At 74.2% G+C, this 22,821-nt stretch carries 21 protein-coding genes; 12 read left to right on the plus strand and 9 right to left on the minus strand.

What is annotated here, in order from left to right:
- Positions 1-6: 6 nt before the first annotated feature.
- From AB0H75_RS10910 to AB0H75_RS10925, 4 genes are all read left to right on the plus strand, one after another.
- Entirely contained in the window at positions 7-1,782 is a 1,776-nt protein-coding gene (locus AB0H75_RS10910) for an NAD+ synthase (RefSeq protein ID WP_367793918.1), read from the plus strand.
- A gap of 39 nt (positions 1,783-1,821) precedes the next feature.
- Positions 1,822-2,832: a hypothetical protein gene (locus AB0H75_RS10915; RefSeq protein WP_367793920.1), complete on the plus strand. Its 1,011-nt coding sequence runs from the start codon at positions 1,822-1,824 to the stop codon at positions 2,830-2,832.
- A 4-nt stretch (positions 2,833-2,836) separates the two neighbouring features.
- A complete protein-coding gene (locus tag AB0H75_RS10920; protein ID WP_367793922.1) occupies positions 2,837-3,388 on the plus strand; it encodes a MarR family winged helix-turn-helix transcriptional regulator in 552 nt (183 codons plus the stop codon).
- Positions 3,389-3,466: 78 nt separating this feature from the next.
- Positions 3,467-4,543 carry a DNA alkylation repair protein gene (locus AB0H75_RS10925; protein WP_367793925.1) on the plus strand — a complete coding sequence of 359 codons (1,077 nt, stop codon included), beginning with the start codon at positions 3,467-3,469 and terminating at the stop codon, positions 4,541-4,543.
- A 56-nt stretch (positions 4,544-4,599) separates the two neighbouring features.
- On the opposite strand, the gene AB0H75_RS10930 is transcribed toward AB0H75_RS10925, so the two are convergent.
- A complete protein-coding gene (locus AB0H75_RS10930; RefSeq protein WP_367793928.1) occupies positions 4,600-5,262 on the minus strand; it encodes an SDR family NAD(P)-dependent oxidoreductase in 663 nt (220 codons plus the stop codon).
- A gap of 52 nt (positions 5,263-5,314) precedes the next feature.
- On the opposite strand from AB0H75_RS10930, the gene AB0H75_RS10935 reads away from it, so the two are divergent.
- Complete coding sequence (locus tag AB0H75_RS10935) at positions 5,315-5,752, plus strand: MerR family transcriptional regulator (protein ID WP_367793931.1); 438 nt, start codon at positions 5,315-5,317, stop codon at positions 5,750-5,752.
- A 24-nt stretch (positions 5,753-5,776) separates the two neighbouring features.
- Here AB0H75_RS10935 and AB0H75_RS10940 read toward each other — a convergent pair whose 3' ends face one another.
- The 3 genes from AB0H75_RS10940 to AB0H75_RS10950 form a co-directional block, all read right to left on the minus strand.
- Entirely contained in the window at positions 5,777-6,622 is an 846-nt protein-coding gene (locus AB0H75_RS10940; protein ID WP_367793934.1) for an SgcJ/EcaC family oxidoreductase, read from the minus strand.
- Positions 6,623-6,689: 67 nt separating this feature from the next.
- Entirely contained in the window at positions 6,690-8,312 is a 1,623-nt protein-coding gene (locus AB0H75_RS10945; RefSeq protein WP_367793937.1) for an RNA polymerase subunit sigma-70, read from the minus strand.
- A gap of 220 nt (positions 8,313-8,532) precedes the next feature.
- Positions 8,533-9,576, minus strand: coding sequence for a TetR/AcrR family transcriptional regulator (locus AB0H75_RS10950; protein ID WP_367793940.1), 1,044 nt, complete (start codon positions 9,574-9,576; stop codon positions 8,533-8,535).
- Positions 9,577-9,646: 70 nt separating this feature from the next.
- Here AB0H75_RS10950 and AB0H75_RS10955 point away from each other — a divergent pair, with 70 nt between their 5' ends.
- The gene (locus AB0H75_RS10955; protein WP_367793943.1) at positions 9,647-10,849 is read left to right on the plus strand and encodes a hypothetical protein; all 1,203 of its coding nucleotides are present in this window, start codon (positions 9,647-9,649) and stop codon (positions 10,847-10,849) included.
- A 125-nt stretch (positions 10,850-10,974) separates the two neighbouring features.
- Here AB0H75_RS10955 and AB0H75_RS10960 read toward each other — a convergent pair whose 3' ends face one another.
- From AB0H75_RS10960 to AB0H75_RS10970, 3 genes are all read right to left on the minus strand, one after another.
- The gene (locus AB0H75_RS10960; RefSeq protein ID WP_367793946.1) at positions 10,975-11,577 is read right to left on the minus strand and encodes a TetR/AcrR family transcriptional regulator; all 603 of its coding nucleotides are present in this window, start codon (positions 11,575-11,577) and stop codon (positions 10,975-10,977) included.
- A 7-nt stretch (positions 11,578-11,584) separates the two neighbouring features.
- Positions 11,585-13,135 carry an MFS transporter gene (locus AB0H75_RS10965; protein WP_367793949.1) on the minus strand — a complete coding sequence of 517 codons (1,551 nt, stop codon included), beginning with the start codon at positions 13,133-13,135 and terminating at the stop codon, positions 11,585-11,587.
- A gap of 145 nt (positions 13,136-13,280) precedes the next feature.
- Positions 13,281-14,510 (minus strand): MFS transporter, encoded by a 1,230-nt coding sequence (locus AB0H75_RS10970; protein WP_367793952.1) that lies wholly within the window; start codon positions 14,508-14,510, stop codon positions 13,281-13,283.
- A gap of 148 nt (positions 14,511-14,658) precedes the next feature.
- Between AB0H75_RS10970 and panB the strand changes: the two genes are divergently transcribed.
- Complete coding sequence (gene panB / locus AB0H75_RS10975; protein ID WP_367793955.1) at positions 14,659-15,501, plus strand: 3-methyl-2-oxobutanoate hydroxymethyltransferase; 843 nt, start codon at positions 14,659-14,661, stop codon at positions 15,499-15,501.
- 19 nt (positions 15,502-15,520) lie between these two features.
- Here panB and AB0H75_RS10980 read toward each other — a convergent pair whose 3' ends face one another.
- The gene (locus tag AB0H75_RS10980) at positions 15,521-16,489 is read right to left on the minus strand and encodes a serine/threonine dehydratase (protein WP_367793957.1); all 969 of its coding nucleotides are present in this window, start codon (positions 16,487-16,489) and stop codon (positions 15,521-15,523) included.
- 37 nt (positions 16,490-16,526) lie between these two features.
- Positions 16,527-17,699: a PLP-dependent aspartate aminotransferase family protein gene (locus AB0H75_RS10985; RefSeq protein WP_367793960.1), complete on the minus strand. Its 1,173-nt coding sequence runs from the start codon at positions 17,697-17,699 to the stop codon at positions 16,527-16,529.
- 59 nt (positions 17,700-17,758) lie between these two features.
- Between AB0H75_RS10985 and AB0H75_RS10990 the strand changes: the two genes are divergently transcribed.
- From AB0H75_RS10990 to AB0H75_RS11010, 5 genes are read left to right on the plus strand one after another with little or no spacing between them, the layout of a single operon-like run.
- Positions 17,759-19,201: a PLP-dependent aminotransferase family protein gene (locus tag AB0H75_RS10990; RefSeq protein WP_367793963.1), complete on the plus strand. Its 1,443-nt coding sequence runs from the start codon at positions 17,759-17,761 to the stop codon at positions 19,199-19,201.
- Positions 19,202-19,214: 13 nt separating this feature from the next.
- Positions 19,215-19,901 (plus strand): alpha/beta hydrolase, encoded by a 687-nt coding sequence (locus AB0H75_RS10995; protein WP_367793966.1) that lies wholly within the window; start codon positions 19,215-19,217, stop codon positions 19,899-19,901.
- Between the two features lie 46 nt (positions 19,902-19,947).
- Positions 19,948-20,955, plus strand: a complete 1,008-nt coding sequence (locus AB0H75_RS11000) for an ATP-binding cassette domain-containing protein (RefSeq protein WP_367793969.1) — start codon at positions 19,948-19,950, stop codon at positions 20,953-20,955.
- Positions 20,952-21,671: an ABC transporter permease gene (locus tag AB0H75_RS11005; protein WP_367793972.1), complete on the plus strand. Its 720-nt coding sequence runs from the start codon at positions 20,952-20,954 to the stop codon at positions 21,669-21,671. Before AB0H75_RS11000 ends, AB0H75_RS11005 begins: the two co-directional genes overlap by 4 nt.
- A 28-nt stretch (positions 21,672-21,699) precedes the next feature.
- Complete coding sequence (locus tag AB0H75_RS11010; RefSeq protein WP_367793975.1) at positions 21,700-22,785, plus strand: sensor histidine kinase; 1,086 nt, start codon at positions 21,700-21,702, stop codon at positions 22,783-22,785.
- Positions 22,786-22,821 lie beyond the last annotated feature (36 nt).

A 22,821-nucleotide genomic window follows, 5' to 3' on the forward strand; every position in this document is an offset into this window, starting at 1 on the left:
GGTCGCGTGGCACAACTGCGCATTGCCTTGGCACAGACGAACCCGACCGTAGGCGACCTGAGCGGCAACGCGGACCGGCTGGTCGCGTGGACGCGCGACGCCGCCGACCGCGGCGCCCATCTGGTCGTCTTCACCGAGATGTTCCTCACCGGCTACCCCGTCGAGGACCTGGTGCTGCGCACGTCCTTCGTGGACGCCAGCATCCGGACGTTGGAAGAGGTGGCACGGCGCCTGGCGGCCGAGGGCCTGGGCGAGCTGCCCGTCGTGGTCGGCTACGTCGACCGCGCCGGCCTCGCCCCCCGCGTGGGCCAGCCGAAGGGCGCCCCGCTGGACGCCGCCGCGCTGCTGCACGGGGGCGAGGTGGTCGCCCGCACGGCCAAGCACCACCTGCCCAACTACGGGGTGTTCGACGAGTACCGCTACTTCGTGCGCGGCGACCGGCTGCCGATCTTCCGGCTGCACGGGGTGGACGTGGCCATCGCCGTCTGCGAGGACCTCTGGCAGGAGGGCGGCCCCGTGTCCGTCGTCGGGCAGGCGGGGGCCGGGCTGCTGGTGGTGCCGAACGCCTCGCCGTACGAGAAGGAGAAGGACGACGTCCGCCTGGAGCTGTGCACGCGGCGGGCCCGCGAGGCCGGCTGCGCGCTGGCCTACGTCAACCAGGTCGGCGGGCAGGACGAGCTGGTCTTCGACGGCGACTCGATCGTCGTGGACGGCGCGGGCGAGCTGGTCGCGCGGGCCGGGCAGTTCCGCGAGGAGCTGCTGGTGGTGGACCTCGACGGCCTGCCGCTCTCCGACGCCGCGCCCGGCGAGTTCCCCTACGACGCCAACGACGGCACGACGATCACCGTCGACCGCCTGGTGCTGTCGGAGAAGCCCCTGGCGCCCTACCCGGCCGAGCCCGCGCCCGTCGCCGAGCGCCTCGACCTGCACGCCGAGGTCTACTCGGCGCTGGTGCTCGCGGTGCGCGACTACGTCGCCAAGAACGGCTTCCGCTCGGTCATCCTGGGCCTGTCCGGCGGCATCGACTCGGCGCTGACCGCCACGATCGCCGCCGACGCCGTCGGCCCCGAGCGGGTCAACGTGGTGCTGATGCCCTCCCGCTACTCCTCCGACCACTCGCTGTCGGACGCCGAGGAGCTGGTGCGGCGGCAGGGCGTGTGCTCGCAGGTGGCGCCGATCGCCGACATCGTCACCGCGTTCGAGAAGGAGATCGAGCTGTCCGGCCTGGCCGCCGAGAACCTCCAGGCCAGGGCGCGCGGCATGATCCTCATGGGGCTGTCCAACCAGAACGGCCACCTGGTGCTCACCACCGGCAACAAGAGCGAGCTGGCCACCGGCTACTCCACCCTCTACGGCGACTCCGCGGGCGGCTTCGCGCCCATCAAGGACGTGCCGAAGACGATGGTGTGGGAGCTGTCCCGCTGGCGCAACGCCCACACCTGCGAAGGCTTCCTGCTGGAGGCCGAGCGGCCGATCCCGGAGAACTCCATCACCAAGGAGCCCAGCGCCGAGCTGCGGCCGGACCAGCGCGACACCGACTCGCTGCCGCCGTACGAGGTGCTGGACCGGCTCCTGGACGACTACGTGGAGAAGGACATGGGCTCGCAGGAGCTCATCGCGGCCGGGCACGACCCCGAGCTGGTGACGCGGGTGATCCGGCTGGTGGACGTGGCCGAGTACAAGCGGCGTCAGTACCCGCCGGGCCCGAAGATCACGCCGAAGAACTTCGGCCGGGACCGCCGCCTGCCGATCACCAACCGGTGGCGGGAGACCACCTCCTGAGATTGTTCAGCGTGCTGAGCATTCCGCATAATGTTCAGCATGCTGAAGGAAGTGCGGGCCGGACGCGTGCTGGCCGCCGGAGTCCTCGCCAGTGCCGCGCTGACGGCGCTGGTCTGGCTCCTCGGCCGGCGGCTGCACGGCGTCGCCCTGCTCCCCGACCAGGGCGCCTCCTGGTACTACTGGAAGCTGCCCGAGCCCACCGTCTGGACCCGCGCCTCAGCCTGGGCGTGCTACGCCGCGCACCAGATCGCGTTCTGGTGGCTCATCCACCGCGCCCGGACCCGCGTCGGCCGCCGCACCTCCGGCCTGCACCGCGTCAACGTCGTCGCGCTGGCCGTCAACACCGGCTTCGTCGCCCTGCACCTGCTGCAGACCCAGCTCTTCTACGACGGCCTGGCCCAGGACGTGTCCATCTTCAGCTCCCAGGGCTCGGTCGTCCTGCTGCTGGTGGCGGTGCTCCTCATGGAGAACCGGCGGCGCGGGCTGTTCTTCGGCCGCCCGGCGCCCGTCCGGCGGGAGGTCGTCGCCTTCGCCCGCCGCTACCACGGCTACCTGTTCAGCTGGGCGGCGGTCTACACGTTCTGGTACCACCCGATGGAGAGCACCGGCGGGCACCTGATCGGGTTCCTGTACATGTTCCTGCTGCTCCTGCAGGGCAGCCTCTTCCTGACCCGGGCGCACACCAACCGCTGGTGGACGGTCACGCTGGAACTGGCCGTGGCGGTGCACGGCACGCTCGTGGCCGTCATGAACAGCGGCCCGGACGGGATGTGGCCGATGTTCCTGTTCGGCTTCCTCGGGGTCTTCGTCGTCACCCAGATGCACGGGCTGGGGCTCGGGCGGGGCGTGCGGTGGGCCTTCGGGCTGGCGTACGCGGGCGGCGCCCTGGCCGTGTACGCCCTGCGCGGCGACCCGGCCGGGGTGTCGGCCGTGGTGCGCATCCCGGCGATCGAGTACCTGCTGGTCGGCGTGCTCGCCCTGCTGCTCTGGCTCGGCCTGCGCGCCGCCCGGCCGGCGAGATCGCGCGAGCCCGCCCGTCTGGAAGAATGAGCGGGTGGCGGAGGAGCGACAGCCCACGGCGGAACGACCCGCGCACCACGACGCGCGCCGGGCGCCGGAGAGCACCGAAGACGCGTACCATGCGCCCGACAGCGCCGACCACGAGCGCTACGTGCCCGAGAGCGCCGACGACGTGCGCGCGGACATCCGCTCCTGGCCCGTCGGCCGCCTGCTGTCGGTGGCCGCCCGGCTGGTCGAGCGGCGTTTCCACGACTTCCTCGCCGCCCACCAGCTCAGCCACGCCGGCCTGATCGCGCTGCACCACCTCACCTCCGGCCCGCTCACCCAGCGCGAGCTGGCGACCGCCTGCCGGGTCACCGACCAGACGATGAGCCGCACCCTCGACCACCTGCGCCGCTCCGGCTACGTCGCCAGGCACGCCGACGCCCGCGACCGCCGCCGCGTGCTCGCCGAGCTCACCGAGTCCGGGCACGCGGTGCTGGCCCTGGCCCGCGAGAAGGAACGCGACTCCGGCGACCTGCTCGGCGCCGTCGAGGACTACGACCGCTTCCGCGAGGACCTGATCCGCCTCATCACCACCGCCTGACGACCCGCCCCTGCCCCCTGCCCCCGCCCCCTGCCCCGCGGTCGTGATTCTGTCGGTGGCGGCTGGCACAGTGTCCGCGTGGCGCGACCTCTCAAGGACATGATCAACCTCCGGTCCGTCTCGGCGCTGGCCGACGGCCTGGCCGCCGCGTGGGCGCCGTTCCCCCGCGAGCGGTTCGTGGCCCGCGCCCTCGCCGGGCTCGACGGCCTGGAGCTCAAGGGCCGGGTCAGGCATGTCGCCACCGCCCTGCACGAGGCGATGCCGCTGCCCTATCCGCGGGTGGCCGCGATCGTGCGCGAGTGCGTCGCGCCGGCGCCGCTCGACCTGTGGAGCGGCTGGCCGGCCACCGACCACACGGCCGTCCACGGGCTCGGCCACCTGGAGGAGGCGATGGCGACGCTGGCCGTGCTCACCCCGTACGCGACGGGCGAGTTCGCCGTCCGCCCCTACCTGGAGCGCTACCGCGACGACGCCATCAAGATCATGTACGGCTGGGCGGAGTCCCCCGACGAGCACCTGCGGCGGCTGGCCTCCGAGGGCACCCGGCCGCGCCTGCCCTGGGCCACCCGGGTGGGCTGGCTCATGGCGCCCGGGCCGACGCTGCCGCTGCTCGACCGGCTGCGCGACGACCCCAGCGCGTACGTCCGCCGCTCGGTCGCCAACCACGTCAACGACCTGGCCAAGGACCATCCCGAGGTGGCGCTGGAGCTGCTGGCGCGTTGGCGCGCGGACGGCGGCTCACACGTGGAGAAGGTGCTGCGGCACGCGGTGCGCGGCCTCCTGCGGGCCGGTCACCCCGAAGCGCTCGCCCTGGTCGGCGCCACCCCGGGCAGCGGCGAGGTGACGTCGCTGGCCCTGGAGTCCGGCGCCGTGGCCGTCGGGGGCGCGCTGGCCTTCACCGTCACGGTCACCTCGGGCGCCGCCGGCCCGCTGCTCCTCAAGTACGCCGTGCGCCGCCCGGGCTCGCGCCGCGTGTTCCACCTGGGCCAGCGGGAGGCCGGCGGGCCCGGCGCCGCCTTCACCCTGCGCAAGACCCACTCCTTCCGCCCGGTGACGACCCGCGAGGAGCCCCCGGGCCCGCGCGAGCTCGACGTCATCCTCAACGGCCGGGTCGCCGCCACCGCCCCTTTCACCCTGACCGCCCCTCCTCCATGACGGCTCCGGCCGCGCGCTCGGGACGGGGCCGGGGCGGGGCCGGGCCGGGCGGGGCGTCAGGCGGCGTCCTGGCCGGTGTGCAGGATCTCGTGCTCCCAGCGGTCCCGGGGCTGGGTGTGCAGGTGCCAGTAGTGCTCGGCGATGACGTCCGGGTCGAAGGGGGTGCCAGGAGCGACCGGGCCCGCCACGGTGACGGAGGCCACGTGCACCCCCGACGGGCCGTACTCCTGGTCGAGCAGCGCCACCAGCGTCCGCACGCCGCTCTTGCCGAGAGACAGGCTGACGTACTCCCGCCTGGGCTCCGGCATGCCGCCGGTGACGAGGAACGTCCCGCCGCCGCGCCCGGCCATCGCGGGCGCGACGTGGGCGGCGGTGACGAGCGCGCCGACGACGTTCACCGCCCACGCGTCGAGGTGGGCGCGCACTGTGGCCTCGCCCGCCGTGTCGGGCCGGATGATCGCGGCGTTGTAGACCACCACGTCCGGCACGCCCTGGTCGGCGCGGGCCGCGTCGAGGGCGGCGCGCAGCGCGTCCTCGTCGGCGCAGTCGGCCCGGTAGCCGCGCGCCCCCTCCACGTCCAGGGTCCGGCCGGTACGCGAGACCAGGGCCACGGGCATGCCCTCGCCCGCGAACCTGCGCGCCACCGACCTGCCGATCCCCGGCCCCGCTCCGACGATCACCGCTCCCGGCATCATCCGCTCCTTCGTGTTCGTTGTCATCCGACGGACGCGACGGTAAGGCGTCACATCGATGTGAAGGTCAAGGGAGCTCATGAGGATCGGCGATCTGGCCCGCGAGACCGGGGTGAGCAGGCGGTTGCTGCGCTACTACGAGGAGCAGGGGCTGCTGCGGCCGGTGCGGCTGCCCAACGGCTACCGGGAATACCCGGACTCGGACGTCGCCACCGTCCGCCACATCCGGGCCCTGCTGGCCGCCGGCCTGCCCACGGCGGTCATCGCCCGGCTGCTGCACTGCGTCCACGACGACGAAGGCGGGCGGATGGTGCCCGCGGCCTGCCCCGGCATGCTCGGTCACCTGCGGCGGGAGCGGCGGCGCCTCGCCGAGACGATCGAACGGCTACAGGCGTCCCAGCGGGAGCTGGACGGCATACTGGCGCAGGTCGGCACCGCCCGCGACACCGGCGTCCGCGGCACCGGCGTCCCCACTCCAGCCACCACCGCGCGCGGCACCGGCGTCCGCCACCCCTGACACCGCCGCGCGCCGAGTGGGCGCTTACCCAGGCCGGCCGGGTGGGGTCAGATCCGTCCTGGGCCGGCCGGTCTCCCGGTCCAGGGGGAACGACAGGTGCTGGTGGACCATCAGCCACTCCCCGTCCCGCCGCTCGAACACCCGCGTCCCCCGCGACCAGCTCTCCGCCCCCGGCCCGCCCTCCCCGGTCACCCGCACCCGGTTGAGCCCCCACGCCACGGCCAGGTCCTCGCGGACCAGGATCCGCAGGTCCGGAACGTCCAGGGCGACGTCGAGGTCACCGGCCGCGGCGAGGCCGCGCTCGCACACCTCGCGGACCGCGTCCACGCCCACGTGCTCCAGGGGCGCCTCGTGCTCGTAGGAGACGACGTCGTCGGCGATGGCGGCCATCAGGGCGTCCAGGTCCTTGGCGGCGGTGCCGGCGGACCAGCGGCGGTGGACCCGCCGCACCGCCTCCTCCCCGGCGGCCGGGTCGGCCAGCGGGAACGAGTGGTGCTCGTGCGCGACGACCCAGCGCCCGCCCTCCTTGCGCAGGCCGAGCGTGAGCCGCAGCAGGCGGCCGGGTTCGGCGGCGAGCTCGCCGGGGGTGCCGCAGCGCAGCAGCGCGTGGGCGTAGGCGACGTCGTGCCCGGCGGTGACGTCCAGGCTCTCGATCTCGAACGAGGCCCCTCCCGCCTGCCAGGCGAAGAAGCCCGGCCAGGCCGCCCGGTAGGCGTCGAGCCCGCGCACGCCCTCGTACGGCGGCGGCACGTCGTACATGACGATGTCGCCGGCGTGGTCGGCGGTGACGGCGTCCAGGTCACCAGCGTGCACCGCCGCCGCCCAGCGCTCGACGAGCGCGCGGATCTCCCGCTCTTCGTCCGTTGCCATCGATCAAGGTCCTTTCCTGGCGGGTCGGTCGTTCCGTCGGAACTACAACCCGGCCCGGGGCCGGAACTCATCGCGGCAGTCGCGGCGGCAGCCCGAAAGCGGCGAAATCCGCCTCCAGGAACGAGACGACCTCGGCGATCCCCCCGCCGTCGCGGACGGTCAGCACGTCCAGGCCGGCCGGGAGGTAGGCCGCCTGCTCGCCGTCCCACAGGTACGTGCCGAACGCCGGCCCGCCGCCGGCCCGCACCGGCAGGAAACGCCAGCGGCGGGACGCGGCCAGCGGGCCCTCCAGCAGGAAGGCGCGGATGGCGGCACGGCCCCGGTACCGGGCGGCCAGCGGCGGCATCGAGTACCTGGCGTCCTCGGTCAGCATCGCCACGATGGCGTCCACGTCACCGGCCTCCCAGGCGGCGGCATAACGGCGCGCCAGCTCGCGCTGCTCCCCGGACCCGGCGGACGCGCGCCGTCCGTCCACCGCCGACGCGTGCCGCGCGTCCGCAGCGGGCGCATGCTGTCCGTCCACGGGAGGTGCGTGCCGTTCGTCTGTGCTGGGCGTGTGCCGTTCGTCCACGGGAGGTGCGTGCCGTTCGTCTGCGCCGGGCGTGTGCCGTTCGTCTGCGCCGGGCGTGTGCCGTTCGTCCGGGGTGGGTGGGTGTTGCGCGTCCGGGGTGGGCAGGGCGGCCAGGGTGCCGCGGGCGCGCTGGAGGGCGCTGTTGACCGCGGCGACCGTGGTCCCGAGCCGGTCGGCGGTCTCGGCGGCCGTGTAGCCCAGGACGTCGCGCATCAGCAACGCCGCCCGCTGGCGGGGCGACAGGTGCCGCAGGGCCGCCACGAACGCCAGCTCCACGCTCTCCCTGGCCACCGCCCGCGCCTCGGGGCCCGGCTCCGCGCGCAGCCCGGACAACCGGCCGGGGTACGGCTCCGGCCACGCCGCCTCGGCCGCCGGAGCGGCGTGAGGGCTCAGATCCGTGGGCAGCTCGCGGCGGGCGCGCCGTTCGATGAGGGTCAGTGCCCGGTTGGTCGCGATCCTGTACAGCCAGGGGCGGACGTTCGAGCCGCGGTCCTCGAAGCGCGCGATGCCGCGCCAGGCGCGGTCGAGGGTGTCCTGGACGGCGTCCTCGGCGTCGTGATCGGAACCCAGCATCCGCCGGCAGTGAGCGCGCAGCTCCTCCCGGAAGGGCCCGACCAGCCGCCCGAACGCCTCCCGATCACCACCACGCGCCGCCTCCAACAGCCCATCCCCCTCACCGCGACCAACCATCGACCGCGCCCCCTTGCCTTCCCTCATCCGACCACCGACCCACCCGGCCCATCGAGCCACCCGGCCCATCGAGCCACCCGGCCCATTGAGCCACCCGGCCCATCGAGCCACCCGGCTCACCCGACCCGTCGGGCCACCCCATCCATCAGGCCACCCGATCCGTCGGGCCACCCGATCCGTCGGGTCTACCTGGTCTACCTGGTCCATCGGGTCACCCGATCCGTCGGGCCACCCGATCCGTCGGGCCACCCGATCCGTCGGGTCTACCTGGTCTACCTGGTCCATCGGGCCACCTGATCTGTGGGTCCACCCGGTCCATCGGGTCCACCCGGTCCACCCCGTTCGCCGAGCCCATCCCGTTCGCCGAGCCCATCTGGTCCACTGGCCCACCCGTCCACCAAGCCGACCCGATCCACTGACCCCACCCATCCACCGAGCCCGCCCGATCCGTCAGGCCCGCCCGATCTGGCCGAACCAGCCGATCCGGCCGAGCCGGTCGGCCCGTTGTGTCGCGCTTTCCTGGGCCTTGCCGGCTCCCGTCATCGCCCCAGTTCCTTTCACCGGCCCCGCCCCGCCTCGCCCCGTCCCCCCTGCTCGCCTGCCTGGCCGTCTCAACTTCCGCCCTGGCGCGAGGTGGGCTGCCTCGGTGTCAACGGCTTCCGGCGGCCGGTCGCAGGCGGGATTCGATGCCGTCGAGGATGAGGTCCAGGCCGAGGAGGAAGCTGCGGTCGAAGTCGCTGTCCTCGACGAGGGCGTGGCGGGACAGGTCGGCGGCCTCGCGATCGAGGTGGCGGGCGACGCGTTCGCGCAGCTCGGCGTCGGCCTTCGCGGTACGGACGGTGGCCCACCAGGTGTTCTCCGCGGCGACGAAGCCGTTGACGTAGGAGGACAGGGTGCCGACTGCGGCCGCGAGGGTGGGGCCGCCGAGCCCGGCGCCGGCGAGGGTGGCGTAGAAGAGGCGGGAGCCGGCCAGGGCGTTCGGGCCCAGCAGCGGGCGGGTGGCGGTGAGCGCGGGCACCCACGGATGGCGGCGCATCATCGCACGGCTGCGGCTGAGCCGCCATACGACCACGGCCCGCCAGCCGGGCACTCCCCCGGCCCCGCCTCCGCCTCCGTCCGCGTCTGTGCCTCCGGCTCCCACCTCGGATGCGATACCGGAGCCCACCTCGGGCCCGGCTCCGGGCTCCATCTCGCGTGGGGTTCCAAGATCCGACCCGGATGGGGTCCCGAGATCCGGCCCGGGTGGGGTCCCAGGATCCGGCCCAGATGGGATCCTGAGGCCCGATCCCGGTGGAATCCTGAGGCCCGATCCGGATGGGGTCCGGGGATCCGGCCCAAGCGGAGTCCCGGGATCCGGCCCGCGTGCGGCCCCCGGATCCGGTCCGGGTGGAGTTCCGGGATCCGGTCCGTGTGTGGTTCCGGGGCCCGGCCCCGGTGGGGTTTCGGGGGGCGTTTCGGGCTCGATCTCGCTGAACACCTCGTCCAGGGCCAGGTCGAGGACGTCCTCCTTGCTGGTGACGTACTCGTACAGCGACATCGTGCCGGCGTGCAGGCGGGCGGCGAGGGCGCGCATGGAGAAGCCCGCCACGCCCTCGGCGTCGAGGAGAGCGACGGCGGCCTCGACGATGCGTTCGCGGGACAGGCGGGGCCGGCGTGGGCGCGCGTCGTCGCGGAACCAGATCGACTCGGGCATCCCGCCCTCCTCCACCGGCCGTGCACTGTACGGAAAACCGTACGGCTAGCTTACGCCGCGAGGAGGAATCATGGACGACTGGCAGCAGGACTACGCGATGCTGGCGCTGCGCCTCGACCGGCTGGCCGGCGGCACCGCGCTCATCTACTCCGGACCCGAGGACCGCCGGGCGCGCGTCGCCCGGGAGCCGCCGCCCGCGCCCGGCGAGCTGGCCGACGAGGCCGCGCGGCTGCTGGACAGCGCCCCGACGCCCTATCTGGCCGCCCAGGTACGGGCGATGCGCGCGTTCGCCCGGCGGCTGGGCGGCGACCGGTCGCCGCTGGCCGAGTACGCGCGCGAGTGCCTGGGCCTGGAGCCGCGGCGGGTGCCGGAGGAGGTGTTCGAGGAGGCGCACGCGGAGCTGGACGCCGCCCTGCCCAAGGGACGCGGCCCGCTGGCGGAGCGGCTGCACGCCTGGCAGGCGGCGCACACCCTGGAGCGGATCGAGCGGCTTCCCGCGCTGGTGTCGCCGGCGGTGGCCGAGACGCGGGCGCGTACGTCCGCCCGGATCGTGCCGCTGCCCGAGGAGGAGGTCGTGGACTGCCGGCTGGTGGAGGGCGTGCCGTTCCACGGCGCCGGAGCCTACGAGGGCGGGCTCAGGTCCACGATCCACATCAACAGGGCGATCCCCTTCAACCTGGCCGACCTGCTGTACCTGGTGGCGCACGAGGGACATCCGGGGCACATCGCGGAGTCGATGCTCAAGGAGCTCCATCTCCCGGAGGCGGATCGGGAGAACCAGCGGGTGCGGTTCATGGTGTCGCCGTCGTTCGTGCTGAGCGAGGGGCTCGGCCTGCTGGGCGAGGAGATCCTGTTCCCTGGCGAGGAGGCGCAGGAGTGGCTGGAACGGCACGTCCTGCCCGAGGCCCGCGGGCGGCGCGGCGGGCGGGGCGGCGGGCGGGGCGGCGGGGACGGCGGCGGGGACGCGGGCGACTTCGCGGCGATCCATCACGCGAGGACCGTGCTGTGGGGCGTGTGGGGCAACGCGGCGCTCCTGGCGGACGAGGGCCGGAGCGCGGCCGAGCTGCGCGCCTACCTGGCGAGGTGGGCGCTCTACGACGAGGACGAGGTGACGCTGGTGCTGCCCCAGCTCGAACCGTCGCCGATGAGCCCGTACCTCTTCGGGTACTTCCACGGGTGGGAACTGCTGCGGCCCTGGGTGGCCGGCCGGCCGGACCGGGTGCGACGCCTGCTGACCGAGCAGCTGCTTCCCGCCGACATCACGACGCCCTGACCTGCCGACATCACGACGCCCTGACCTGCCGACCTCACCACGCCCTGACCCGCCGGTCGTCCCGGCGCCCGCCCCCGCGCCGGCTCACCGGCTGCCGGTTGCCTTCCGGATGGAGGGACGGCGGGTCAGGGGACCAGGCCGGTGAGGGCCGCGTCCACGACCCGCTCGGCGAGGTCCTCCGGCAGGTCACCGGGCGGCCCCCACTTCGTGTGCCACATCATGGCTCCGGACAGGATGGCCATGCCCATGGAGACGTCCAGGTCGGCGCGCAGCTCGCCCGAGGCGATGCCACGCTCGATGACCTCCTGCAACGCCCGCCGCCGCGGCTCCAGGGCCCGCTTGACGAAGCGCTCCATCAGGCGCGGATGCCGGTCGGCCTCGCTCATGGCGACGTTCATGACGCACCGGCCGCGCCGCTGCCCGGCCTCGATCCGCATGGCGTCGAGCAGGGTGATGAGGTCGTCGCGGACGGAGGTGCCGGCGAGCGGCGGCAGCGGCGCCTTGAGCGTGGCCAGGGCGTCGACGACGAGGTCTTCCTTGCTGGACCAGCGCCGGTAGATCGTCGTCTTGCCGACCCCCGCCCTCGACGCGATCGCCTCGATGGACAGCTCGGAGACGCCCATGCCCTCGGCGATCAGGTCGAGGGTCGCCTCGATGATCGCCTTCTCGGCCTTCTCGCTGCGCGGGCGGCCCGCCGGGCGGGCCGCGCCTGATTCCTGGATCGTCATCGCGGCCTCACACTACCGCTGGTTCCTTCTGCTCCACCTGCTGGACCGGCCTCGGCTTGCCCGGCATCCAGCGGGCCACCACGGCGACGCCGATCAGCGTGATCGCCGCCGAGACCAGGGCGGTGATGTGCATGCCGTCGATGAACGCCGTGAACGCCGGCTGGACGAGGGCCTGGCCGCGCTCGCCGAGCGCCTGGGCGACGCCCATCGTGGCCATGATGGACTCGCCGGCGGTGTGCTGGACGTCGGCCGGCAGGCCGGCGAGCACGGGCTCCATCTGACCACGGTAGCTCGACGACAGCACCGACCCGAGCACGGCCACGCCGAGCGCGCCGGCCACCTGGCGGACGGTGTTGCTCATGGCCGAGCCGACGCCGGCCTTCTCGCGGGGCAGCGCCTCCATGATCGCGGTCGTGGCGGGCGGCATGATGTTGGCCATCGCGGCGCCCTGGACGAAGAAGACGATCTCGATGAGCACGATCGGCGTGTCCGCGGTCATGAGGCCGTAGCTGACCAGCGCCAGGGTCACCACGATCATGCTGACGGTGGCCGCCAGCTTGGCGCCGAAGCGCTCGTTCACCCGCTGGCTGAGCGGCGCGAAGATGAGCTGCGCGGCGGCGAACGGGATCATCAGCGCCCCCGCCTGCAGCGCGCTGTAGCCCAGCACGACCTGCAGGTAGAAGGTCAGGAAGAACATCCCGCCCATCATCGCGAAGAACACGATGCCCATCATGCCGATGGCCGAGCTGAACCGGACGTTGGTGAAGTTGCGCACGTCGAAGACCGGGTGGTCGATGCGCCGCTCCCACCACACGAACACGCCCAGCACCGCCACGCCGACGAGGGTCGGCACCAGCACCTCGGCGCTGGCCACGGTGCCGAGGTAGCCGCCGCGGATGATGCCGTACACAAGGGACACCAGGCCGATGATCGACAGCACCACGCCGACCGGGTCCAGCTTGGACGGCTTCGGGTCCTTCGACTCGGGCACGACGGTCGCGATGAGGACGATGCCGATGATCACGATCGGCACGTTGATGAGGAAGACCGATCCCCACCAGAAGTGCTCGATCAGCAGGCCGCCGGTGATCGGGCCGATCGCCACCGCGAGCCCCACGCCGCCGGCCCACACGCCGATCGCCCGGCCGCGCTCGGCGGGCGGGAAGACGTTGGAGATGATGGCGAGGGTGGCCGGCATGATGGCCGCGCCGCCGATGCCCATCGCCGCCCTGGCCAGGATGAGCTGCATCGGGTCCTGGGCGTAGGCGCTGGCGAGCGAGGCCAGGCCGAACAGCGCCATGCCGATGGCCAGCATGCGCTTGCGGCCGGTGCGATCACCGATCACGCCGAAGGTGAACAACAATCCGGCGAACACCAGCGTGTAGGAGTTGATCGCCCATTCCAGCTCGCTCTGCGTCGCGCCCAAACCGGCTGTGGGATCGGAGATGGTCTTCATCGCCACGTTGAGGATCGTGTTGTCGAGCACGACCGCCAGCAGGCTGAACACCAGCACGCCGAGAATCGGCCATCGGCGTGGGTGCCCGGAGTTCGGGTCCATAGAAGGTCCTTAATTTCGATACGATTGAGTTTCGCAACGACAGCGTATCGCAAGCTATTCCGATACGCAACGGTGCCGTTTCGTAAATTCCACGTGAACAACCGGCCCCGGCCGCGCGACCGGGGAGCGACCCGCCCCGGCCAGGTCAGGGCGCGGGAGCGGCCACCTCTTCCCCGGCGGGGACCGCGACGGCGGCCGCCGGCACGGGACGGCGGCGCCACATCGGCAGCGCCACCAGCACGATGACCACCCCGGCCAGCCCCGCCACCACGAACGCCCACGACGGCCCCACCCCGTCGATGACGGCCCCCGCGATCGGCGCGGCGGCCGCGCCCCCGATGAGCAGCGCGGTGCCGTGGAAGCCCATCGCCTCGCCCCTGGCCCTCGCCGGCACCCATCCGCTCAGGACGTCGACCGTGGACGACAGGGACGGCGCGCACAGCAGGCCGGCCGGGAGCAGGGCCAGGATGAGCCAGCGCCAGTCGCCGCCGGCCAGCCCCACCGGCACCGTCAGCAGGCCCATCCCGCCGATCAGCACCAGGGGCGACAGGCCGCGCGACATGCCGCCGTACACGAAGCCCCCGACCAGCGAGTAGACGCACCAGATGCCCACCGCCAGGCCCACCCACGCGGTCTGGCCCGCGTCGGTCATGGTGGCGACCAGCGACAGCTCCGTCGCGGTGAGCACGAACGTGGCCGCCGCCACCGTGCCCATGAGCGCCCCGAACGCGGGCGTGAACCACGCCCGCAGCGGCACCTTCGCGGCCCCCTCGGCGTGCTCCTCCTCCTCGGCCACCGAGCGGGTGGGCGGGTTGAGCACCAGCAGGCCGACCCCCGCCGCCGTCATGCCGACCCCGATGACCGTCATCGTCACGCCGCTGCCCAGCGTCGTGATGCCCGCCACGGCCAGCGCGGGGCCGGTCATGTAGGACAGCTCGACCAGCATGGAGTCGAGCGAGAAACCGGTGCGCCGCTGCTCGACGGGCACCATGGCGGCCAGGCACTGGCGGGTCACGCTGAACACCGGCAGCCCCAGCAGCCCGGCCAGCGCGGCCGCCGCCACGAGCGCGGGGAACGGCAGCGCCCACGCGCACGCCCAGAACGCCGCCTGCGCCACGGTGGTGACGACGAGCACGGGACGCACCCCGTGACGATCGACGAGCCTTCCCGACAGCGGCGAGCCGATGGCCATGCCGATCGTGCTCGCCATGGTGACCATCCCGGCCCTGGCGTAGCCGAGCTGCAGCACCTCGGCCACGTGCAGGGTCAGCGCCATGCCCGTGGCCGTGGCCGGCACCCGGGCCAGCAGCCCCACCAGCAGCAGTGTGGGGACGCCCGGGATTTTGAGCAGGCGTCGGTAAGGGTCGAGAGCCATGGTGTTCGTTACCTCCACCCTGATTGTGGCAACAGGCACTGACACTTTCGCCACCGGGTTTTCCTTCCAGGGCGTCCCGCGTGCCATCATCGGAGGAGGTCCGGGGACGCCACTGGGGCGCCTCGAGACGTTTCTGGAGGGTTGATCCATGTCCTCTTCCGCAACCCCCGCGACGACCCTGTACGGCGGCGCCACCGGGCGCCGCGTCACCGTCCGCGACCTCGCCGCCGCCAAGGAGCGCGGAGAGCGGTGGCCCATGGTCACCGCCTACGACGCGATGACGGCGCGGGTGTTCGACGCGGCCGGCATCCCCGTCCTGCTGGTGGGCGACTCCGCCGCGATGGTCGTCTACGGCTACGACAGCACGCTGCCGGTCACGGTCGACGACCTGCTGCCGCTCACCGCGGCCGTCGTGCGCGGCTCCTCGCGGGCGCTGGTCGTCGCCGACCTGCCGTTCGGGTCATACCAGGGCTCGCCGCAGCAGGCGCTGGAGTCGGCCGCCCGCTTCATGAAGGAGGCGGGCGCGCACGCGGTCAAGCTGGAGGGCGGCCGGCGCGTCCTGCCGCAGGTCGAGGCGCTGGTGTCGGCGGGGGTGCCGGTGATGGCGCACCTCGGGCTGACCCCGCAGTCGGTCAACGCGCTCGGCGGCTACCGGGTGCAGGGGCGGGGCCAGTCGGGCGACGAGCTCATGGCCGACGCCAAGGACCTGGAGCGGGCCGGGGCGTTCTCCGTGGTGCTGGAGTGCGTGCCGGCCGAGCTGGCCGAGCGGGTCACGACGTCCCTGGCGATCCCGACGATCGGCATCGGGGCGGGGGCCTCGACGGACGCGCAGGTGCTGGTGTGGCAGGACCTGATGGGGCTGACGCCGCGGCCGGCCAAGTTCGTCAAGCGCTACGGCGACCTGGCCACCGACCTGGACCGCGCGGTCCGCGCCTTCGCCGCCGACGTCACCTCCGGCGCCTTCCCCGCCCCGGAGCACGCCTACCACTGACCGCCGGCCGGGCGGGGGGTCAGGGAGCGGTGAGGGTGGCGGGGTCGGTGTTGGAGCCGCAGACCACGACCGCCACGCGTTCCCCCTCCCCCCGCTCGTACGCCCCCGACAGCAGCGCCGCGTACGCCGCCGCCCCCGCGTGCTCGGCCACCACCCGGTGCCGCTCCCACAACACCTGCCGCGCCGCCACGATGGCCTCGTCCGGCACCAGCACGCTGAGCACCCGCGGCCCCGACAGGACGTCGTAGGCCAGCCCGCCGAGCCGGCTCGCGCCCAGGGCGTCGGCGCCCACCCCGCTCACCCCCACCTGCACCGGCCGCCCCTCCCGCAGGGCGGCGTGCAGCGTGGGGATGCGCTCGGGCTCGACGGCCACGATCCGCGGCCCGCCGTCACTCCCGCCGTCGCCCTCGCCCCCGCCGTCACTCCCGCCGGAGCCGGCGGTCCCGAGGGTGATCCCGGCGGCGAAGCCACCGCCGCCCACCGCCACCAGGACGGTGTCCACGCCCCCGGTCTGCTCCATGATCTCCAGGCCGGTCGTCCCCTGCCCGGCGATCACCTCGGGCTGGTCGTAGGCGTGGACGGCCAGCGCGCCCGTCTCGGCGGCCCGCTTGGCCGCCGCCTCCGCCGCCTCGGCGTAGATGGCCCCGGTCTGGGTGATGTGCGCGCCCAGCGCCGCCAGCCCCGTCACCTTGACGGGGCTGGTCACCTCCGGAACGAAGATCTCGGCCCGCACGCCGAGCTGCCTGGCCGCGTACGCGACCGCCAGCCCGTGGTTGCCGCCGCTGGCCGCGATCACCCCGGCGTCCGGCAGCGTCCCCGCCGACAGGATCCGGTTGAACGCCCCGCGCACCTTGAACGACCCGGAGTGCTGCAACAGCTCCAGCTTCAGGAACAGGCCGGGCGCGACCTCCAGCACGGGCGTGCGCAGCACGAGCCCGGAGATCCGCCCGGCGGCGGCGACGACGTCCTCGCGGGTGACGGCGGTCATGACTTCCCCCAGGAATCACTCGGTGTACGCCCGAAGGCTACGCGAGCGCCTGGGAGACGTCGGCCCAGAGGTCCTCCGGGTGCTCGATGCCGACCGCGATGCGGACGGTGCCCTCGCCGATGCCGTTCGCCGCCAGCTCCTCGGCGGTGAGCGAGCGGTGCGAGGTGGTCGCCGGGTGCAGGACGAGCGTCTCGACCCCGCCGAGCGAGGGGGCCAGCAGCGCGAGCCGTACCGACTTCATGAAGTGCTCCCCCGCGGCCCGCCCGCCGGCCAGGTCGAACGAGAAGACCCCGCCGAAGCCGGGCAGCAGCTTGCGCGCCAGCTCGTACGACGGGTGCGACGGCAGCCCCGGCCAGTGGACGGCGGTCACGGCCGGGTGCCCGGCCAGCCGGGTGGCCAGGTACTCGGCGTTGGCGCAGTGCCGCTCCATGCGCAGGGCGAGGGTCTGCAGGCCGCGCAGCACCAGCCACGCCGCGAACGGGTCGGCGGCGGCCCCCAGCTCGATCGCGAAGTGCCACACCCGCTCGTACAGCCCGGTGTCGGCGAAGACGGCCAGGCCGCCCACGACGTCGGTGTGCCCGGACAGGTACTTGGTGGTGGAGTGGACGACGATGTCGGCCCCGTGCTCGATGGGCCGGCACAGCAGGGCGGTGGCGAAGGTGTTGTCCACGACGGTCAGCAGGCCCAGCTCGCGGGCGGCCGCGCACATGGCGGGCAGGTCGGCCACGAGCGTCATGGGGTTGCTGATCGTCTCCAGGTAGACGAGCTTCGTCTCGGGCCGCCGGGCGGCGCGCAGGGCGGCGGGGTCGTTCTCCGGCACGTAGGTGACGTCGATGCCGAACCTGCCCACCAGGTCGCTGATCATGGCGGCCGTCCCCCCGTACAGGGAGCGCTGGGCGATGAGGTGGTCGCCGGGCTTGAGCAGGCCGAGCAGGACGGTGTTGATGGCGCCCATGCCGGAGCCGGTGGCGATCGCGGCGGCGCCGCCCTCCAGCCCCGCGACGGCCAGCTCCAGGGAGCGGACGGTGGGGTTGGTGTAGCGCCCGTAGACGAACGGCCCGGACGGGCTTCCCATCGCGTCGGCCATGACGGCCGGGTCGTCGAAGACGAAGCCGGAGGTCTGGTAGATCGGCACGGTGATCGGGTGGCTGCCCTCGACGGGCACCTGCGGGACGTGGACGGTTCTCGTCTCGGGGCGGTAATCGGTCATACCGCAAGGATCTCCCGCATAGCGGCCCGGCGTGAGAGCCAATCAGCCAGAATTGGTCCATGAATAGGGCCAATCTCGACGACCTCGTCGATCTGCTCGGCCGGTGGGCGTCCGGACGCGGCCCGCTCCACCTGCTGCTGGCCGCCCGGCTGCGGGCCCTGATCGACGACGGCGTGCTGCCGCCGGGCGAGCCGCTGCCCCCCGACCGGGTGCTGGCCAGGCGGCTGGCGGTGGGCCGGGGCACGGTGGTGGCGGCGTACGACCTGCTGCGGCAGGAGGGCCGGGTGCTCCGCCGCCAGGGCAGCGGCACCCGGGTGGCCGCGCTGGACCTGCCGGCCACCAGGACCACCGACGGCGTGCCGGCCAACCCGCTGCTGCTGCACATCCTGCACCCGCCGGACGGGGTCGCGCTGCTGACCTGCGCCGCGCCGGACGAGCCGCCGCCGCTGCTGGCCGAGGCGTACGCGCGGGCCGCGTGGAGCCTGGCCGGCCTGCGCGACATCGGCTACCAGCCGGCCGGGGTCCCCGCCCTGCGCGCCGCCCTGGCCGGCTACTACACGGCCCGCGGCCTGCGTACCGCGCCCGAGGAGATCATGGTGACGACGGGCGCCCAGCAGGCGCTCACCCTGCTCGCCGGGCTGCTGGTGGCGCCCGGCGACACGGTGCTGACGGAGTCGCCGACGTACCCGGGGGCGCTGGAGGTGTTCCGGCACGCGGCGGCCGTGGTCCGGCCGGTGACGCCGGAGGGGCTGCGGGCGGCCCTGCGGGAGCGTCCGGCGCTGGCCTACTTCGTCCCCACCGCGCGCAACCCGGACGGCGCGATCATGCCGAACCCCGGGCGCCGGCGGCTGGCCGAGCTGGCCGCCGAGCACGACGTGCCGCTCGTCGACGACGAGGTCTGCGCCGAGCTGTGCTTCTCCGGGGACACGGCGGGCGCGACGCCGCCGCCGCTGGCGTCGTTCGGGCGGGGAGAGCAGGTGATCACGATCGGCTCGCTGAGCAAGCTGGTCTGGGGCGGGCTGCGGGTCGGCTGGATCCGGGCGGCGGCCCCGCTGGTGTCTCGGCTGTCCCGGCTGCGGGCGGTGCACGACCTGGGGGGCGAGGTGATCAGCCAGCTCGCCGCCGCCGAGCTGCTGGGCCGCCTGGACGAGGTACGCGCGCGGCGGGTGCCCGAGCTGGCCGCCCGCCACGCCCACCTGTGCGCCGAGCTGCGCGCCCGGCTGCCGTCGTGGACGTTCGAGCCGGCCCTGGGCGGCCAGACGGTCTGGGTGCGGATCCCGCGCGGCGAGGTGGACGCCTTCGCCCAGGTGGCGCTGCGGCACGGGGTCGCGGTGCCGCCCGGCCGCTCCTTCGACCCCCTCGGCGGGCACGCCGACCGCATGCGGCTGCACTTCCTCCTGCCCGAGGAGGAGCTTTCGCGAGCGGTGAACAACCTGGCCCTGGCCTGGGCGGCCTTCGACGGGACGGGCCGCGCGGCGGTCCGGCACACCCTGGTCGTCTGAGAGTGTGGGAGGCGTGGAGACGACCTTCGTACTGGTGCACAGCCCCTCCGTCGGGCCCTCGACCTGGGCCCCGGTCGCCGAGGCGCTGGAGCGTCGCGGGCACGCCGCCGTGGTGCCCGACCTGACCGGCGTCACGGCGGGCGGGCCGCCCTACTGGCCGCGGATCGTGGCGGCGGTCAGGGACGCCGCGCCCGCCACCCCCGTGGTGCTGGTGGGGCACAGCAACGCCGGGTTCTTCCTGCCGCTGGTCAAGGAGGGGCTGGGCGAGCGCGTGGTGGCGTGCGTGTTCGCCGACGCCCACATCCCGCCTCCCGACGGGCTGGTCAAGGTCGCCGAGGAGGGGTTCCTGCCGTTCCTGCGCGACCTGGCCGGCCCCGACGGCGTGCTGCCGCGCTGGACCGACTGGTGGGACGAGGAGGACGTAGTGGCCATGCTGCCCGACCCGGCCGCGCGGGTGCGGGTGACGGCCGAGCAGCCGCGGCTGCCGCTCGGCTACTACACCCAGGCGGTCCCGGTGCCCGCCGGGTGGGACGAGGTCAGGTGCTCGTGCCTGTGGTTCGGGCCGCCGTACGACAAGGTCGCCGAGGAGGCGGCCCGCCGGGGCTGGCCGGTGACCCGGCTGCCCGGCCTGCACCTGCACCAGCTCGTCGATCCCGAGGGCGTCACGGAGGCGCTGCTCAAGCTCTCGCGCAAGTCGTGAATTCCTCACTGTCGGCCGGGAGCCCCGCCCGGCGATAGTCGGAGCCATGACAGCAGCGATCAGGGTCAGCGGGCTCAGGAAGAGCCACCAGGGGTTCGAGGCGGTGCGGGGCATCTCGTTCGAGGTGGCCGAGGGCGAGGTCTTCGCGCTGCTCGGCAGGAACGGCGCGGGCAAGACGACGACGGTCGAGGTGCTGGCCGGCTTCCAGCGGGCCGACGGCGGCGAGGTGCGGGTGCTCGGCCTCGACCCGCACGCCGACCGCGGGGCCCTGCGCCGGCGCAGCGGCATCATGGTGCAGGAGGCCGGGTTCTTCCCCGACCTGACCGTGGCCGCGACCGTCGACACCTGGCGCGGTTTCAGCACCGCGCCCCGGCCCCGCGCCGAGGTGCTGGAGCTGGCCGGGCTGGGCGCCCGCGCGGGCGTGCGGGTGCGGCAGTTGTCCGGGGGCGAGAAGCGGCGGCTGGACCTGGCGCTGGCGCTGCTGGGCCGGCCCGAGGTGTTGTTCCTCGACGAGCCGACCGCCGGCATGGACCCCGAGGCCCGCGCCGCCACCTGGGACGTCGTGCGCGGCCTGGCCGGGGAGGGCACCACGGTCCTGCTGACCACGCACTACCTGGAGGAGGCCCAGCGCCTGGCCGGCGGCGTGGCGATCCTGGACGAGGGGCGGCTGGTGGCCTCGGGCGGCATGGCCGAGACCCTGGCCGGGCGGGCCGGGCGGGTGGCGTTCCTGATGCCGGCGGGCGTGGGTCCCGGGGAGCTGCCGCTGCCGGTCGCGGTCGAGGACGGCCGGGCGGTCTGCCGCGCCGACGACCCCGATCTGGCCGCGCAGACGTTGCTGACCTGGGCCGCCGGGCGGGGGCTGCGGCTGGCGGGTCTGGAGGTGCGCCCGCCCACCCTGGAGGACCTGTTCCTCGACCTCGGCGACCGGTCCGGTGGTGGCCCCGGCGGTGGATCAGGCGGCGGGTCCGGCGAACGGTCCGGCGGCGGGTCCGGCGGCGGATCAGGCAGCCGGTCCGGTGGCGCTGCGGTTCCGGCCGGAAGGAGCGCCCGATGAGCCTCGCCGCCACCTACCGGCTCGGCACCCGCCTGTTCTGGCGGGACAGGGCCATGCTGTTCGCCTCGGTGGTCACGCCCGTGGGGCTGGCGATCGGGATGCCGCTGCTCATGCGGCACGTACGGGCCGACGGCCAGGCCGCCGCGGCCGAGCTGTTCCCCGCCACGCTGGCCATCCTGCTGTCGATCACCGCGTTCATGAACATCACGGTCGCGCTGACCGCCCGCCGCGACCAGCTCGTGCTCAAGCGGCTGCGGGCGACCGAGCTGACCGACGGGCAGATCCTGGCCGGGCAGATCGCCTCCAACGCCACCCAGACCTTCGCCGTGACCGTGGCCTGCGCGGTGGCCGTGCGGCTGCTGGCCGGCGTTCCGCTGCCGCGGAACGTCCTGGTGTTCGCGCTGGTCGTCGCGCTGGGCTCGATCGTGATGGCGCTGCTCGGGGCCGCCTACACGGCCGCGGTCCCGCGGGCGGAGCTGGCGGCGGCGTACACGACCCCGGTCTTCCTCGTCTGCGGAGTCGTGGCGGGCGCGATGGGGCCGATCCCGCTGCCGTCGTGGCTGCGCCCCGCGCTGGACCTGCTGCCGACCTCGGTCGTCGTGGACGCGGCCCGCACCGGCGATCCGGTTCTGGCGGTGCCGGTGCTGGTGGCCTGGGCCGTCGCCGGCCTGGTGGCGCTGCGGCTGTGGTTCCGCTGGGAACCCCGCCGGTCCTGAACTCTCCACAAAAGGGACATAATCGGCTGTGCTCTCCACCTCCGCCCGGCGGCTCGCGATCGGCCTGATGACCGCCGTGTCCGTCGCCTACACCGTGATCGCGCTGCTGTACTTCCGCTACAGCGCGGTCTGGGGCGCGACGGCCGGCCTCGCGGTGCTGGCCGTCGTGGCGACCCACCACCTCAACCTGCGGGCGGCGCTGCGCGGCGGGCGCCCGCCGGGCTTCCCGCTCACGCTGGTGCTGCAGGCGGTGGTCACGTACCTGCCCGACTTCCTGCTGCCGGGCGGCTTCTCGGCGGTGGCGGCGCCGATGCTGGCGGGCACGCTGCTGGTGTTCCTGCGCCTGCGGTGGGCGTGCGTGCTGGTGGGGCTCATGATGGCGTACGAGGGGGTGGGGGTGTGGGGCGGCCTCGACGGGGCCGTGGTCAGCGCCTTCTACGTGGTGACCGTGCCGACGACGGGCGCGATGACGTACGCGCTGGTCCGGTTCGTCCGGGTCACCGCGGAGCTGGAGCAGGCGCGGGCCGAGCTGGCCGACGCCGCCGTGCTCAAGGAGCGGCTGCGCATCTCCCGCGACCTGCACGACGGCCTCGGGCGCAGCCTCACCGCGATCGCGCTCAAGGGCGACCTGGCCGCCCGCCTCATGGACCGCGACCCCGGCTCGGCCCGCACCGAGGTGGGCGAGCTGGTACGGGTCGCCAGGGAGGCCGCCCAGGACGTGCGCCGGGTCGCCAGGGGCTACCGGGCCATGTCGCTGACCGGCGAGGTGGACCGGGCGGTGGCGCTGCTGGAGTCGTCCGGCGTGAGCTGCCAGGCGCACCTGGCCGGCGTGCGGCTGCCCCGCCCCGCCGAGGAGGCGCTGGCCTGGGCCGTGCGCGAGGCGGTCACCAACGTCCTGCGCCACAGCCGGGCCACGGTCTGCACGATCACGACCTCGGCGCACGGCGGGAAGGCGCGGCTGGAGGTCGCCAACGACGGCGCCCCGCCCGAGCCGGGGCCGGCCGGCGGCGGCCTCACCGGCCTGGCCGAGCGCGCCGCCCAGGCGGGCGGCTCCTGCACCGCCGCCCCGACGCCCGGAGGCGGCTTCCTGCTGGCCGTGGAGGTGCCCGCGTGATCAGGGTTCTGCCGGCCGTGGAGGTGCCCGCATGAT

It is taken from the genome of Nonomuraea sp. NPDC050783, from assembly GCF_040802095.1.
Taxonomy (GTDB): Bacteria; Actinomycetota; Actinomycetes; order Streptosporangiales; family Streptosporangiaceae; genus Nonomuraea.

Bases quoted from the DNA above. Each gene is read 5' to 3' on its own strand.
- AB0H75_RS10915 (WP_367793920.1), top strand. From the start codon at position 1,822: ATGCTGAAGGAAGTGCGGGCCGGACGCGTGCTGGCCGCCGGAGTCCTC.
- AB0H75_RS10930 (WP_367793928.1), bottom strand. From the start codon at position 5,262: ATGACAACGAACACGAAGGAGCGGATGATGCCGGGAGCGGTGATCGTC.
- AB0H75_RS10935 (WP_367793931.1), top strand. From the start codon at position 5,315: ATGAGGATCGGCGATCTGGCCCGCGAGACCGGGGTGAGCAGGCGGTTG.
- AB0H75_RS10940 (WP_367793934.1), bottom strand. From the start codon at position 6,622: ATGGCAACGGACGAAGAGCGGGAGATCCGCGCGCTCGTCGAGCGCTGG.
- AB0H75_RS10945 (WP_367793937.1), bottom strand. From the start codon at position 8,312: ATGGGTGGGGTCAGTGGATCGGGTCGGCTTGGTGGACGGGTGGGCCAG.
- AB0H75_RS10950 (WP_367793940.1), bottom strand. From the start codon at position 9,576: ATGCCCGAGTCGATCTGGTTCCGCGACGACGCGCGCCCACGCCGGCCC.
- AB0H75_RS10955 (WP_367793943.1), top strand. From the start codon at position 9,647: ATGGACGACTGGCAGCAGGACTACGCGATGCTGGCGCTGCGCCTCGAC.
- AB0H75_RS10960 (WP_367793946.1), bottom strand. From the start codon at position 11,577: ATGACGATCCAGGAATCAGGCGCGGCCCGCCCGGCGGGCCGCCCGCGC.
- AB0H75_RS10965 (WP_367793949.1), bottom strand. From the start codon at position 13,135: ATGGACCCGAACTCCGGGCACCCACGCCGATGGCCGATTCTCGGCGTG.
- AB0H75_RS10970 (WP_367793952.1), bottom strand. From the start codon at position 14,510: ATGGCTCTCGACCCTTACCGACGCCTGCTCAAAATCCCGGGCGTCCCC.
- panB (WP_367793955.1), top strand. From the start codon at position 14,659: ATGTCCTCTTCCGCAACCCCCGCGACGACCCTGTACGGCGGCGCCACC.
- AB0H75_RS10980 (WP_367793957.1), bottom strand. From the start codon at position 16,489: ATGACCGCCGTCACCCGCGAGGACGTCGTCGCCGCCGCCGGGCGGATC.
- AB0H75_RS10985 (WP_367793960.1), bottom strand. From the start codon at position 17,699: ATGACCGATTACCGCCCCGAGACGAGAACCGTCCACGTCCCGCAGGTG.
- AB0H75_RS10990 (WP_367793963.1), top strand. From the start codon at position 17,759: ATGAATAGGGCCAATCTCGACGACCTCGTCGATCTGCTCGGCCGGTGG.
- AB0H75_RS11000 (WP_367793969.1), top strand. From the start codon at position 19,948: ATGACAGCAGCGATCAGGGTCAGCGGGCTCAGGAAGAGCCACCAGGGG.
- AB0H75_RS11005 (WP_367793972.1), top strand. From the start codon at position 20,952: ATGAGCCTCGCCGCCACCTACCGGCTCGGCACCCGCCTGTTCTGGCGG.